Source organism: Bacillus sp. 5RYD7K (genome assembly GCF_059831465.1).
In genome coordinates, this window is sequence record NZ_CP191200.1 from 2,652,339 (window position 1) to 2,665,239 (window position 12,901).

Annotated in this window: 16 protein-coding genes; 9 read left to right on the plus strand and 7 right to left on the minus strand. The window is 38.5% G+C overall.

The features are described 5' to 3' along the window. Positions 1 to 40 precede the first annotated feature (40 nt). Positions 41 to 1,201: an N-acetylmuramoyl-L-alanine amidase gene (locus tag ACQE26_RS13385; RefSeq protein ID WP_500469710.1), complete on the plus strand. Its 1,161-nt coding sequence runs from the start codon at positions 41 to 43 to the stop codon at positions 1,199 to 1,201. A gap of 277 nt (positions 1,202 to 1,478) precedes the next feature. On the opposite strand, the gene ACQE26_RS13390 is transcribed toward ACQE26_RS13385, so the two are convergent. Next, positions 1,479 to 2,417, minus strand: a complete 939-nt coding sequence (locus tag ACQE26_RS13390; protein ID WP_101311979.1) for a DUF6414 family protein — start codon at positions 2,415 to 2,417, stop codon at positions 1,479 to 1,481. Positions 2,418 to 2,597: 180 nt separating this feature from the next. Between ACQE26_RS13390 and ACQE26_RS13395 the strand changes: the two genes are divergently transcribed. After that, positions 2,598 to 4,088 carry a glycosyltransferase gene (locus tag ACQE26_RS13395; RefSeq protein WP_500469712.1) on the plus strand — a complete coding sequence of 497 codons (1,491 nt, stop codon included), beginning with the start codon at positions 2,598 to 2,600 and terminating at the stop codon, positions 4,086 to 4,088. A gap of 90 nt (positions 4,089 to 4,178) precedes the next feature. On the opposite strand, the gene ACQE26_RS13400 is transcribed toward ACQE26_RS13395, so the two are convergent. Beyond that, positions 4,179 to 4,994, minus strand: coding sequence for a hypothetical protein (locus ACQE26_RS13400; RefSeq protein WP_032863645.1), 816 nt, complete (start codon positions 4,992 to 4,994; stop codon positions 4,179 to 4,181). A 179-nt stretch (positions 4,995 to 5,173) separates the two neighbouring features. On the opposite strand from ACQE26_RS13400, the gene ACQE26_RS13405 reads away from it, so the two are divergent. Both ACQE26_RS13405 and ACQE26_RS13410 read left to right on the plus strand, forming a co-directional pair. Then, entirely contained in the window at positions 5,174 to 5,317 is a 144-nt protein-coding gene (locus tag ACQE26_RS13405; protein WP_162918044.1) for a hypothetical protein, read from the plus strand. A 248-nt stretch (positions 5,318 to 5,565) separates the two neighbouring features. After that, positions 5,566 to 5,796 (plus strand): helix-turn-helix domain-containing protein, encoded by a 231-nt coding sequence (locus tag ACQE26_RS13410; protein ID WP_500469714.1) that lies wholly within the window; start codon positions 5,566 to 5,568, stop codon positions 5,794 to 5,796. Positions 5,797 to 6,419: 623 nt separating this feature from the next. Here ACQE26_RS13410 and ACQE26_RS13415 read toward each other — a convergent pair. Further along, positions 6,420 to 6,695, minus strand: coding sequence for a hypothetical protein (locus tag ACQE26_RS13415; RefSeq protein ID WP_159354295.1), 276 nt, complete (start codon positions 6,693 to 6,695; stop codon positions 6,420 to 6,422). Between the two features lie 369 nt (positions 6,696 to 7,064). On the opposite strand from ACQE26_RS13415, the gene ACQE26_RS13420 reads away from it, so the two are divergent. Next, positions 7,065 to 7,631, plus strand: a complete 567-nt coding sequence (locus ACQE26_RS13420) for a cysteine hydrolase family protein (RefSeq protein WP_500469716.1) — start codon at positions 7,065 to 7,067, stop codon at positions 7,629 to 7,631. Positions 7,632 to 7,880: 249 nt separating this feature from the next. On the opposite strand, the gene ACQE26_RS13425 is transcribed toward ACQE26_RS13420, so the two are convergent. The 3 genes from ACQE26_RS13425 to ACQE26_RS13435 all read right to left on the minus strand — a co-directional run bounded on the left by ACQE26_RS13425 (position 7,881) and on the right by ACQE26_RS13435 (position 9,667). Continuing rightward, positions 7,881 to 8,465 carry a DUF421 domain-containing protein gene (locus tag ACQE26_RS13425; RefSeq protein WP_500469718.1) on the minus strand — a complete coding sequence of 195 codons (585 nt, stop codon included), beginning with the start codon at positions 8,463 to 8,465 and terminating at the stop codon, positions 7,881 to 7,883. Positions 8,466 to 8,996: 531 nt separating this feature from the next. Then, positions 8,997 to 9,263, minus strand: a complete 267-nt coding sequence (locus tag ACQE26_RS13430; RefSeq protein WP_489202220.1) for a hypothetical protein — start codon at positions 9,261 to 9,263, stop codon at positions 8,997 to 8,999. A 140-nt stretch (positions 9,264 to 9,403) separates the two neighbouring features. Continuing rightward, entirely contained in the window at positions 9,404 to 9,667 is a 264-nt protein-coding gene (locus tag ACQE26_RS13435) for a transcriptional regulator (protein ID WP_500469720.1), read from the minus strand. A gap of 221 nt (positions 9,668 to 9,888) precedes the next feature. On the opposite strand from ACQE26_RS13435, the gene ACQE26_RS13440 reads away from it, so the two are divergent. Continuing rightward, positions 9,889 to 10,197: an MGMT family protein gene (locus tag ACQE26_RS13440; RefSeq protein WP_500469722.1), complete on the plus strand. Its 309-nt coding sequence runs from the start codon at positions 9,889 to 9,891 to the stop codon at positions 10,195 to 10,197. Between the two features lie 27 nt (positions 10,198 to 10,224). Here ACQE26_RS13440 and ACQE26_RS13445 read toward each other — a convergent pair whose 3' ends face one another. Continuing rightward, the gene (locus ACQE26_RS13445) at positions 10,225 to 10,833 is read right to left on the minus strand and encodes a GNAT family N-acetyltransferase (RefSeq protein WP_060962489.1); all 609 of its coding nucleotides are present in this window, start codon (positions 10,831 to 10,833) and stop codon (positions 10,225 to 10,227) included. A gap of 166 nt (positions 10,834 to 10,999) precedes the next feature. Here ACQE26_RS13445 and ACQE26_RS13450 point away from each other — a divergent pair, with 166 nt between their 5' ends. The 3 genes from ACQE26_RS13450 to fbpC all read left to right on the plus strand — a co-directional run bounded on the left by ACQE26_RS13450 (position 11,000) and on the right by fbpC (position 12,773). Beyond that, a complete protein-coding gene (locus ACQE26_RS13450; protein WP_500469724.1) occupies positions 11,000 to 12,100 on the plus strand; it encodes a type III polyketide synthase in 1,101 nt (366 codons plus the stop codon). Next, a complete protein-coding gene (locus ACQE26_RS13455) occupies positions 12,100 to 12,606 on the plus strand; it encodes an isoprenylcysteine carboxyl methyltransferase family protein (RefSeq protein WP_045926127.1) in 507 nt (168 codons plus the stop codon). The genes ACQE26_RS13450 and ACQE26_RS13455 overlap by 1 nt, the downstream gene beginning before the upstream one ends. Before the next feature lie 71 nt (positions 12,607 to 12,677). Further along, on the plus strand, positions 12,678 to 12,773 hold the full coding sequence (gene fbpC, locus ACQE26_RS13460; RefSeq protein ID WP_095241696.1) for a Fur-regulated basic protein FbpC: 96 nt from the start codon (positions 12,678 to 12,680) through the stop codon (positions 12,771 to 12,773). Positions 12,774 to 12,901 lie beyond the last annotated feature (128 nt).

The window sequence follows — 12,901 nt, forward strand, 5'->3', positions numbered from 1 at the left end:
CTGCTTTTTTGAATTCAAAAACAGAATAGGAGAGGTTTTTATGTCAGCATACAGAAACCAATATATTGATATTAACAAATGGACGCGGCCGGGAATCAAAAACAACGGCGTGAAAAAACTAGTGGTGCATTACACGGCAAACCCCGGTGCGCCTGCTGCCAATCATTATAGATACTTTGGTCAAACGCTTCCCGCACAGAACAGAAATCTATCTGAGAAAAAACAGACGTTTGCATCGGCCCATATCTTTGTCGATCGTACAGAGGCTATTTGCATCATTCCGTTGAATGAGGTGGCCTATCATGCGAATGACGTTCAGCAATTCGTCAACGGGCAGCCATACCGGGGTGTCGCGGCGCTGAAGCCTAATGCGAATTTCTTATCTATAGGCGTGGAGCTTTGCATCGAAAAGAACGGCACTTTCCATCCGGATACCATTGCTCGTGCAGAACAAGTTTGTGCCGAGCTGTGCAAAATGTATAAACTCGATCCAATCAATGACATTGTTCGACATTACGACATTACACATAAAATCTGCCCGGCGCCGTGGGTAAGCAACTCTAAAGGGTTTGCCGATTTTAAGACCAGTGTTAAAAAGAGAATGGCCGGCGCGGTTGTAACGGTGCCTGCGGTATCAAATCCAGATGTTACCCATACAGATACAGGAAGATTCATCAAAAATACGGTGGTTTCAAGCGATGGCCTTGTTTTACGTACACAACGGAGCGCCTCTTCTTCCATGGTGCTTAACCTGCCGAATGGCACGGTTGTAAAATATCAGCTTGGATCAACTGTCAACGGATGGGGATATGTTGAATACACCAATTCAAAAGGCCAGACATTCCACGGATATGTGAATGTCTCCTATATCAAAAGCGATAATGAGCTGAAAAGCGGCGGCAAGAAGAAAGTAACAGCCTCAAAGCCTAAAACCACTCAAAAATCAAAATTCAGCCTGCCTGCGGGTATTTTTAAAGTCACAAACCCGTTAACCCGAGGGGAATCTGTAAAACAGATCCAGACTGCGTTAGCGACTCTTCATTATTATCCGGATAAAAACGCAAAAAATTTTGGTATTGATGGTGCGTATGGACCGAAGACGGCGAATGCAGTGAAACGTTTCCAGTCAATGTATGGGCTTCGTCAAGACGGCATTTACGGACCAGATACAAAGGCGAAACTTAAAGCCTTATTGAAATGAAAAAAAGCTCCTGAATGAAAGGAGCTTTTTCACATTATAATTTTGTATGCATAAAATGGTTTATGATATGATATTTTAAAACTGAGGTGAAAAAAATGTTCAAATTTGGTCGTAACATAATAAAACAAGCAGTTGATCAGATTAATCATTTAAATGACCAGTTCGATAAAACACAAAAAAATAATAGGATACGTATGGAAGCTCGAAGTAATAATTTAGACAACAAATTTGAAGAGTTCGATAAAATAAGAAAAAAAAGAAGAGATTTATTTAATAATTATTCAAAATAAATGGCGATTGGACTAACAATGTTATCGCCTTCGTTAATAAGTTGCATTGATCCTAATGCAACATCAAGGAATAAATTTGGCATTTTATAGAATTCATCTGGTTTTAATTCTTCAAGATTAAAACCATTAAACACCCTTTGTTTCTTTGAAGTGAAGCGTCCAAGTAATTTAACTTTCCTATTGTTTTCTGATCTTAACGAAAGGGAAGTTGTAGATTCCCGTAAACTGGAATTTTTAATTACCCCTGCATTATTCCCTACTTTAATAAATGAATGATCATCGAATATATCAGATAAATAATCACTAAATGCGTGTAGTTGTTTTAATATCAACAGTGTTGGTTTAACGGAATCATGTATAGTTACAATTGTTTCAGCTATACCCATTAACTCACGATCTTTAGCATTGGGGTTAGTTTTATTTGTGAGTTTCTTTGCATCTTTATATGTCATTGGAGAATCAGCGATTTCTGCTAATAATAGATTTTCTGTTTTTTCGGGATTGCAAAACCTCTTAATTAGTGAAAAATCATTTAATCTCAATTCAGATTCAATTATAAAAAAGTCGCCCTCTTTTAAATCAGAATCTGTTTCTTTCAGTAAGCCCTCCTCAGTCAACTTATCCATTAATAATGATAAAGAATAATCGTGAAAAGATTTATTAAGAATGTCTTTTTCTCCTTCTAAAAAAGACCGCCCTTCATGAAAGCCTTCTTGTGCATCAGCACCTAATTTTCCATTCACATTTAATGAAACGATGCCTAGTCTAGCTCCGAGTTCGGCATTTTTACGATTTGAATAATTAGAACCATCACTTTCAGTTTTTTGAGAATCACTATGATGTGAAATGTCTGTAGTAAGCCCTTGATCAAGTTGTGCTAAATTTGAGTTCATTAGCTCAGTATCTAAGTATAGTATTTCTTTCATTATAATCCCCCTTTTGATGAGGATAATTATACCATGGAATTTTATAGAATGGTAAAAATTATTTTTCTCTTGTGAATTAATTGAAATAAAAAGTATTATTCTCTTTTTATATGACTATTTCATTAAAATTTCATTTATAGTAATATAATCTAGTGAAAAAATATGAAAAGGGGATAAAATATGTCTCTCATTAGTCCTGTTTTTTTGTTTAATTCCTTAAATGCAAAAAGAGGCGGTATGACCAAAGCAACAATACATAGAGCGAATACACTCGTTTCAGAGTATAAAGAAACTCAATTTCTAACCATTCTTTTTCAAAAGAATCATAAAAGTATCATTCAAAATCTTTATAATGCCAATGAACTCGATGAAAGAGTGAAGGTTTATAATTTATTCAATGATCTAGATCCTTCTAAGAACAGTAAAGAAGATCATCGTATAAAAGGGAATCCGAATAAAGAAGAAGAAGGCTTCATCGTTTTTAAAGCAAACAATGCTTTTCGTTACTTCAAAGATGGTCTGTATGTAAAGTACAAAAAGTTCGATAACAACGGACGGCTTGCATATATTGATTACATGAATGAAGCTAGACACAGGCTTCGCAGAGAAGAATATAACGAGGATGGTTATTTAGTACGTGAACGCCAAATGGATTTGTTCAGCAACAAACCAAAGTTAGACCGTTATTTCGGAAAGGATGGGAAATGTTATCTCACAACATGGTTAAAGCCTAAAGATGAAGAGATATTCCGCTGCAATCTTTTCTATCCCGAGCCTTTAGAATTTAAGAACCTCGAAGACCTGGCGGCATATTGGATAGCTAATCGAACAAAAGAGATTGAATCACCAATCATCATGTCTGACAACCCTAAAAATTTCAGTTTATTATTGGATAAAAGATTATCTGATGTGAGAAAAGTTGTTGTGTTGCACACTAATCATTACGATTTAAATGAGAAGGGTGAATTTGAATTAAGTCAACAATATAATGCTTTATTCAAGAATCCTGATAAATTCGATCAGATTGTGTTTTTGACTGAGGAACAAAAAAATGACTTTTCAAACGAGTTTGGAGAGCGGTTGAATTATCGCGTTATTCCACATGGAATAAGTAAACCTGACACTGAGAAGGATAATTCTAAGGTTAATCCGCATCTAGCAGTAACTTTGTCCCGCTATCATAAAGAAAAGGGTCTAGAGGAAGCTATAAAGGCATTCAAAAAAGTAGTTGATGTTATTCCAGATGCGAAATATGAAATTTATGGCGTGGGCGAGCATGAAACATACTTTCAAGAACTAATTGAAAAATTAAACTTAACGAAAAATATTGAATTAAAAGGGTTCACAGACAAAAAAATTGAGGTTTATCAAAAAGCAGCTTGTTCAATACTCACTTCAAAATCTGAAGGATTTGGACTATCCATTCTTGAAAGCTTAGCTGCAGGTACACCGGTAACGTCATATGATATTAAATACGGCCCTAAAGATATGATACAGAACGAGAAAAATGGTTATCTAGTTAAAACCCAAAATGAATTGGCAGACAGGGTAATAAAAATCATGTCTGAAGAAAAGACAAGAAAACGTTTGTCTAAGAGCACGAAGTCTATATTTAAAGGGTTTGGCCAAAAAGTTTATCAGAAAGCATGGTTTGCCTTGTTGGATGAATAAAAAAACAGCTCCTTCTATCAGATGAAGGGGCTGTTTGTTGTATGAGACTCTTTAAGGTTGATCATTGAAAACACATATCTTTAGTTTATTTTATTGCAAAGGTGGTTGGTATGCTTGATCGGCAATAATGAAATGACTTCCAGATCTTACATATGAATTTTTTGCGAGGACGGCATTGTCATTTAAGTAGGGAATTTTCCAAAATATGATCAGTTGGTCAACACTTTTTACTTTGTCGCCTATTCGAGCAGCTAGATCTTCGCTATACGTCTGCGTTATTTTTTTTGCTCTTTCGGGAGTATTTTTCAGATTAAATGACAAATGAACTAATGCTATGTATTGCTTTTCTTTATTTTTACTCATATCTTGATTCAATTCAATTTTATCGACAGAGACGTTTTTTAAATTGTTTTCAACTAAATCATTGATTTGATCTTCTGCTGTTTCATTTTCTATAACAGTAGTCGTATCCTTATCTTCATTCTGTTCATCTTCTCGCTTACTAATTAAGCCTGTTTCAGATATAAAATTTAATTCATCATCGTCAAATTCCAGAGTAACTGTTGATCCACTTTCTAACCCATCTTTCCCTGAATAAACGTATTCTTTAGAACCTGCATATAAATTGCTTTCTGATCTAGCTTTCCCGCCAACTATTTTCTTAACTTCCTCATAAGTCATGCCTTCTTTAATTTTATGAAATGTTTGTGGAGTTATAGCTGCTTCATGTTCATCTCCAAATTTAAAAATGAATCTGTTTGCAAGAGACATTAGAAGCAGGATTGACAAACATCCAATCGTAAGTTGAATTCCAAATTTTCTAGTAGACTTTAAAACAAGCAGACACAACCCTATGAATATTCCAACTATCATTAGGGCTGCAAATAGTGAATAAAATAAAGACATAACTTCCTCCTAGATTTAAACGATGATTCCATTTTAAAGGAATTGAGGATGTTTATCTATATTTTTATTTTGAGGAGATATGAATAAAAAATTTTCATTAAAGGAGATTATTTCATGTATATCTATTGACGATTGTAAATAGGTTTGGTATAATAAAAGTATCGAAAGGAGGTGCTAAAGTGGACGAGATCAGAAACATAGTTCTTATCATCGCTGGAATCGTAACCATTGTCAAAAATATTTATGATATTTGGCAAAAGGAAAGCGAGAAGCGAGAGAAGAACAGAAAAAAGCGCTCCCGCCGGACAAGCAAGAAGCGCTAAAACATAGTAAGACAAGGGGAGTAATCCCCTTGCTCCTACATTATATCACGTCCACGATGATATGAAAAAATATTTAAAGCACTACAATACATTAGATATGACGACGTTGTTTATTATATTAGTGGGTATTGTTGCAATTGATTTTGAAACAGCTGGAACATTGGGAAAGATTGCAGGTGTCATCTTATATATGGCTGCGATCGTCACCATACTAAAAGGTTTTATTCTAATTTGGAGAGAGAACAGACATGACAGAAAATGAAAAGATACAGTTTATTCAAAAAGAAGTACTGACTGCAGCGGAAACCGGAGAATTGCTCGGTGTCACGAGGCAGCGTTTGAGTGCTCTTGTGAGCTCTGGGAAATTGAATCCGATTAAGAAAGTAGGAACAGTGAGTTTATTTCTTCTGAGCCATGTTGAGGCACAAAAAAAAGAACTGGAAGCTGGTCGGAAGAAGTACCGGCCGTATGATGATTAATGATTTATATTTCGAAAAAAATAACACAAAAATAACAAAAATCACATCCAAGGATGAAAATGCGTGAATTTGTTTCTGCTTAAGAAGTGCTCAAAAGCGTGAATTTAAAGGGAAATAACAAGTTATGAAAGTGTACGGTAAGTGAACAACTTATTTATAATATGATTCCTAAAACGAAAAAAACCCTTGATGTGACAAGGGTTCAAGAGGGTTAGTCACCCGTTTTTCTTAAAAAAAAAATTAATAACATTTCTTTATGTAATCCCGAGATCGAGGATGCTTCCGAAAGTTTGCTGAACTTTTTGTGAGGCATCCTCTTTCATTTTATTATTTTTATTGTTTGAAATAGAAACAAATTGAGCGATGCGGGATTCGCCTTACTTCGCTGAAAACTATCCGAAACTGTATGTAAGTGAACATATGACCAAATGTAATAGAAAAAAGGAGAATGGAGGGGTTATATCATAAACGAATACCATTTTCGGACTGTGATGACACGAAACTCGGTTTAGACCATGCAATGAAATGCCTGATGCCTGAAATTTTAACTGCAGGATGGGCACTGAGGGGAATGTCTTGTGCCCGAATCCTTACAAAAGAAGAAGAAGGGAAAGCCCCTTCTTTTAATTGATCCATCCTTCAAAAGTTGCACGATAGAACCCTTCGATTATCTCTACTTTCTTAAGGTAATACGTAACACCATTCTTAACAGTTGTATTTGGGATATCCCATCTGTGAAGGTAATCAATTGTAAAAGAATCTTTGGTGGCTTGTGTCGAAAATTTTGTTTGTGTTGAGTCGCTATTTGTATTGCCAGGGCTAGATGCAAAAGCAGGGGCGGCAGAAACGAGTAAAGCGAGAGACAAGGCAGAACCAGTTAAAACTTTTTTCAATTTCATTTTAAACACTCCTTTATTTTTTAATACACTTGTATTATTACACATAATACAAAAATAACCAAGGGATTTATTGTTAATATTTTGTGAGTGTGAATTTAGTTAGGGGAGTGGATGGCGATAGGAGCAATTCTTTCATTCAATATTGGGACTTTTTTCAGGATATTGATAACTATATAGAGAAAAAGAGTTGAATATTGCTGGCCTCTGGTGATCTGCAGCGTTTGAGTGAGTGCATGCTTTAGATATTTCAATGCTTTTCCAACGGGGAAGGTGCGATATGAAATTTAACACTGAACCAATTGTACAAAAGTAAAATCTTTATTTAAAATGTTATAATAAATACGAATTTTCAATGTGGGGGGTTATCTTTTGGAAGAGACGAAAAAAGCTTTAATCATTGTGGATGTACAAAAAGCTTTTGATGATAAAAAATGGGGAGAACGAAATAACGTAAAGGCAGAAGAAAATATCAGCAAAATACTGAAATTATGGAGAGAAAAAGGATGGACAGTCATATACATCCAACACATTTCTGATAAACCCGGTTCTTTATTTTATCCGAAAAGTGAGGGAGTTGCGATAAAGGAAATCGTTAAGCCTATGGATGAAGAAGTCATCATAACGAAGAAAGTAAACAGCAGCTTTATTGGTACTAATCTGGAAGAGTTCTTAACATCAAATGGTATAACAACTGTCGTAATAACTGGTTTGACTACGCCTCACTGTGTTTCAACAACTGCAAGGATGAGCGGGAACCTAGGATTTGATACATACCTCATTTCAGATGCAACAGCAGCCTTCGGTATGAGAGACCAAAATGGTACATATTATGATGCGGCAGCTATTCACAATATATCTCTGGCTACATTGCATGATGAATTTGCCACAATATTAACGACTGATCAATTAATCAATGATTTTATAAAAACAAACTGATTAACATTATGGCTAAGGCCGGCGGTAGGGATATGCGGCTGAAAAGCATATTCAGGCGCATACAAGGACCTCGTCGGAAAATACAGGGATTACCGACTCTTTTCATCGTCGCAATATCGATTGAAAAAAGGCATCTGCTTCAGATGCTTTTTTTGTTTCTTGTAACCGGTTTCGGTAAAAAATGATCGGCGGTTAACGGTCTGATTCGGCTTCGGTTTTGAATAACCAAAGGTTTTACTAATCAGCGAATCATTCAAGCTTTTTTGGCTTGTGCTGAGTTTGGTGTCTTTTGATTTCCTCAAATATATTGGCTTGATCCTCTGTTGGAGATGGAGGCTCATTGTTAAGGAATTTTGGGTCGATCACATTTTTAAGATCTTTGATGGTTAAAGGCTTACAGTCATCTTTTAATTCGTAGCCTAATTGTCCATTAGCTTCTAAAGTGGCATATTTAATTGTGTTTATATTTGAAATGCCAAGAAGCCTTAAACGCATTTCGAGTTGATCGGCTGTCAGTCTCAGCTTCTTTAAGTTTTTTATATTGAGTTGGCCGTCTTCTATAACGAATTTAGATTTTCCGGTTAAAAAAAATTCAATCCAGTTTACTTTTACTTGAAACCATTCCATCAAAATCAAAGCACTAAAAAGGATAGACGCAGCGATTAATGTTTTCAATAAACTAGTTTCTAAAATGGGATGAACGATAATCGTACCGATTGAAATCATCACCATTGTCTGTGCGATGGTCATTTGTGCAATGGATTTTCTCCCTGAAATTCTCAGTAAAATCATTCCGAATGCAATTATAATTAATTCTTCCCAAGCAAATTTCATGTTATCACCCTGGATTGTGTTTTATCAAAAATAAAAGAGCAAGTAAGAGGTTTTATGGGGTACTTGCTCACGAAGAATTATTACCCTTACATTTAATTTTATTCATTTTAGGTGTTTTCCTGATCGGGGAACTTATCTTGTGCAGACGAGGTTCTTCCGGAATTTTAAAAGGGAGTGTGGGAAAAGCGACATGGTTGGGAACGAAAAAAGGGTGCACACACAAAAAAGGCAGCGCTCAACTCGAGCAAAAGAGGGTTTGATAATTGAACAGTCTAAGGAGGAAGGGAAAACATTCCATATCCTTTGTTCACGTCAGCATATATCAAGATATAGGGTGATCCTTAACAGTAGCTGGGGAACTCAAGCGCCCAAGAAATGATTGAAGATTCCGGATTAATCCTCGATAAAAGGAAAACCAATAATTATCATGGGGTGAAATGAAAATAGCACAGGGATATTAATATGTTTGATCTTTTATAAAAGGCAATGAAAAGTGAAACTGGAAGAAGGGGCAGAGCCCCCGCATATATATTAGTAACAGCGCTCATAATTCCCATACCAGACCCCGTTCCAGGAAGAAACTCCTTTTAGATACCAGTTATTAACGCCGTCAAAATAGATGTTTGGAACTTCATTTCGGGAAAACCATGGACCAAATTGATCTGCCACACATGTTCTTAACGCCTTTGTTTCATTGGTTGTGCTGGCAGCCGGAGCAGCAGTTGCAAAAGCAGGAGACGCTGATACAAGTAGAGCTACAGATAATGCAGAACCTGTCAATACTTTTTTTAATTTCACTTTTGACACTCCCTTTAAAATAGGATTGAAAAAAATAATATCTGGTTGAAAAATAGAATACTGGCAATCAATTATTTTTTCATCGAAAAGGTAATATACTGATTATATTTATTTGTTATTTAAGCCAAGCTTTCTGTCCGTCAACTTTTATAGACGGCTGTCCAAGTCCCATCAGCACCATGGAAGGTGATGTTGTCTAAATAATAGGTGATTCCATTCCGGTAAATTGAAGTAGGATAATCAGGGCCAGAACCATTAAGTATGAACGTCGCCAAAGCAGATACTTCCTTCGTTTTACTATCTGCAGAAGGTGTATCAGCAGGACCTGCGGCAAAAGCAGGGGCGGCAGAACAGAGTAAAGCGAGTGATAGGGCTGAGCCGGCTAAAGCTTTTTTCATTTTCATTGCAAACACTCCTTTTCTTTTTTTGATACAATTGTATTATTACATATTATGTTAAATATGTACATGCCTATCTTTGTTAATTTTTTGTGAACAAACAGATAATTTATTTAAACGCAGAGATGAAATAAGTATGATGATGAAGCAATTATCATCTATAAAAATAAGATCAGGAAGTGGCTGATTTCTCAAAAATCATCTGCTCTTGCGAAATGAGGGGTTGCATGACATTTACGGAACGGGCGTTAGCCATTATCAAACAGATACCTGAAGGAAAAGTGATGACGTATGGGCAAATTGCCAATCTTGCGGGAAGTCCGCGGGGAGCGAGGCAGGTTGTGAGGATTCTTCACTCCATGAGTAAAAAGCATCGTCTCCCTTGGCACAGGGTCATCAATGCGAAGGGTGAAATCGGATTGAAAGATGAAGAGCTGTTTTCTGTACAGAAGCTGTCCCTTGAGGCTGAGGGGGTAGAGGTCACGTCAGACGGACGGATCGATCTCAATTTATACGTCTATGATCCGAATATGTAAAAAACCTGCCGTATATCGGCAGGTTTTTCAGTTATATGCTCCGAGCCGGTCAGAAAGGTTTTGCCGGATATAAGGCCATTCCTCCCGAAGGATGGAGTAGTAGGCGGTATCTCTGAGGCCGCCGTCGACAGCCCGAACATGCGCGCGGCGGATTCCTTCAAATTGGGCACCGATCCTCAAAATCGCAGTCCGTGAGCGCTGATTGCGAACGTCGGTTTTCAGCGTCACCCTGACAGCCTGCCACACGTCAAACGCATGGGTCAGCATCAAAAGTTTACACTCCGTATTGACACCGGTCCGCTGTACGGAAGAGGCATACCATGTGCTGCCGATCTCACACACTTCCGGAACTGCCTCCGCCGGCCGCGTAAACACCTCCACATCCATAAACCTCGTGCTTCCGACGATTCGGTCGGTTTCAAGGCTCCGTACTGCAAAAGGCAATGCAATTCCTTTTTCATAATCGGAAAGCGCACGCTCAATATAACGCTTTGTTTCTTCGATGCCGTCAGGAACATGGGTGTAAGCATAAGTCGTCCTATTTTCTGAAGCTGCTTCGCAAAGTGCCTGAGAGTGATCAATCGCCAGCGGCTCTAACTGAACGAGCGCCCCTTTAAGAATGACAGGTGTCAGCATTCCCAATCACAACCTTTTTTTATGAATGGGTCAAGTATAGTCGAACGGCTTATCATTCAAAAGGGCCAATTTTAAATTAAAATGGCATGTCAGTGAAATCCTCGATTCAAACTTATGCATACATTCAGGAAAAAAGCGGAAACCTTTATGTGAAGAGGTGATGGGCATGGCATATGTGTTATCGGTCGGAACCAGCATTCCGGAATATCATGTCTCGCAAGAAACGGCGGCGGATTTTGCGAGAGGGATGTTTGCCAATTCATTTAAGGATATTGACCGGCTGTTAAAAGCTTTTCAAAACGGCGAAATTGAATCAAGACAGTTTGTCCGGCCGATTGAATGGTATAAAACGGCACGGGGTTTTTCAGAAAAAAACCGGCTGTATACGGAAGAAACCGTTAAGCACAGTGTGGATGCGGCGGTTGATTGTTTGACAAACCCCCGATGTTTAACAAACCCGATTCCATATGAAAAAGTGGATGCGATCTTTTTTATTTCCAGCACCGGGCTTTCGACACCGAGCATTGAAGCGAAAGTGATGAATCAGCTTCCGTTTTCTCCAAAAACAAAACGGATTCCGATCTGGGGACTAGGATGCGCAGGCGGAGCGGCCGGCCTGTCCAGGGCGTACGAATATTGCCGCGCCTATCCCGAAGCTTACGTGCTTGTCATCGCGGCTGAGCTTTGCAGCTTAACATTTCAGCCGGAGGACAAGTCAAAAAGCAACTTAATCGGAACCTCCCTGTTTGCGGACGGAATTGCCGCCGTGCTGATCGGAGGGGAGAAGGCGAACCGAAAAGACGTCAAACAGCCGCTCGTTCCGCGGATATTCGCGACTCAATCGGTGATGATGCCCGATGCAGAAGATGTGATGGGCTGGGAATTCACCGACAGCGGGTTTCAAGTCATTTTTTCAAGAGATATTCCCACCCTTGTTTCGCATTGGCTGAAAGACAATGTTGATGTATTTTTACAAGAACAGGGAATCCTGTCTCACGACATTAAAACCTTTCTTGCCCATCCCGGCGGGAAAAAGGTCATTGACGCCTATTTAACGAGTCTTTCAATGAACACCGGACAGCTTGCTGCATCTCAGAAGGTGCTGCAAAAACACGGGAATATGTCTTCCGCAACTATTTTTCATGTCATAAAAGAGCAGCTGCTGCACGGGATGCAGAAAGAAAACGAAAAAGGGCTGATCGGCGCTCTCGGGCCGGGATTTTCGTCTGAGCTTTTGCTGTTCAGCTGGGAAAAGGGGGCATCTTAATGTTTTGGCTGTTTATCATGCTGCTTGCCGTCCAGCGGATTGCGGAGATGATCGTAGCCCGGCGCAATGAGCGGAAAGTGAAAAAGCAAGGCGCCGTCGAATACGGAGAAGGGCATTATCCCTTTCTCGTCTTGATGCACGTGCTCTTTTTTGTCTCTCTTACAGCCGAGGTGGCGGCATTCCATAAAGCGCCTTCTCCAAGGTGGGCCGCTATTATATGTATCATTTTCTTTGTGCAGGGGATCAGGTATTGGGCGCTTTTATCATTAGGGCAATATTGGAATACGAAAATTCTTGTCGTGCCGGATGCGGAGCTTGTCAAAAAAGGGCCGTACAGGTGGATGAAGCACCCGAACTATGCGGTCGTCATTTTAGAATTTATCTTGCTGCCGCTGTTATACGGAGCGTACTGGACATTGTTTCTCTTTTCAATCTTGAATGCATGCATGCTCACTGTGAGAATTCGCGCCGAAGAGAAGGCTTTAGAAGAAAACACCGCAAAATAGGATTGAAAATCATTCTCACTCGTGATAAGATGTAAATATGAAAATGATTCTCATTCAAGGTGGTGCGGAAAATGACCATGTTATTTTTACTAGCAGCCGTTTGTACATACAGTGTTTTAATTGGTTTTGTTTTGAAAAAAGTTTCGAATAAATCAATGTCCTCTTAAACATCTGCGGTTTTTCCTGCCGCGGGTGTTTTTTCTTTATCAGCTGCCGATATCGGCGGCTTTTTTGCGTTTCCTGAAGAAAAGTAAGCCATTCTTGTGTAAAATGGGGGAGAGGTTTTTTTCAGAGC

Coding starts and splice junctions, on each gene's coding strand:
- ACQE26_RS13385 (WP_500469710.1), top strand. CDS start 41: ATGTCAGCATACAGAAACCAATATATTGATATTAACAAATGGACGCGG.
- ACQE26_RS13390 (WP_101311979.1), bottom strand. CDS start 2,417: ATGAAAGAAATACTATACTTAGATACTGAGCTAATGAACTCAAATTTA.
- ACQE26_RS13395 (WP_500469712.1), top strand. CDS start 2,598: ATGTCTCTCATTAGTCCTGTTTTTTTGTTTAATTCCTTAAATGCAAAA.
- ACQE26_RS13400 (WP_032863645.1), bottom strand. CDS start 4,994: ATGTCTTTATTTTATTCACTATTTGCAGCCCTAATGATAGTTGGAATA.
- ACQE26_RS13410 (WP_500469714.1), top strand. CDS start 5,566: ATGACAGAAAATGAAAAGATACAGTTTATTCAAAAAGAAGTACTGACT.
- ACQE26_RS13415 (WP_159354295.1), bottom strand. CDS start 6,695: ATGAAATTGAAAAAAGTTTTAACTGGTTCTGCCTTGTCTCTCGCTTTA.
- ACQE26_RS13425 (WP_500469718.1), bottom strand. CDS start 8,465: ATGAAATTTGCTTGGGAAGAATTAATTATAATTGCATTCGGAATGATT.
- ACQE26_RS13435 (WP_500469720.1), bottom strand. CDS start 9,667: ATGAAAATGAAAAAAGCTTTAGCCGGCTCAGCCCTATCACTCGCTTTA.
- ACQE26_RS13440 (WP_500469722.1), top strand. CDS start 9,889: ATGACATTTACGGAACGGGCGTTAGCCATTATCAAACAGATACCTGAA.
- ACQE26_RS13445 (WP_060962489.1), bottom strand. CDS start 10,833: ATGCTGACACCTGTCATTCTTAAAGGGGCGCTCGTTCAGTTAGAGCCG.
- ACQE26_RS13450 (WP_500469724.1), top strand. CDS start 11,000: ATGGCATATGTGTTATCGGTCGGAACCAGCATTCCGGAATATCATGTC.
- ACQE26_RS13455 (WP_045926127.1), top strand. CDS start 12,100: ATGTTTTGGCTGTTTATCATGCTGCTTGCCGTCCAGCGGATTGCGGAG.
- fbpC (WP_095241696.1), top strand. CDS start 12,678: ATGACCATGTTATTTTTACTAGCAGCCGTTTGTACATACAGTGTTTTA.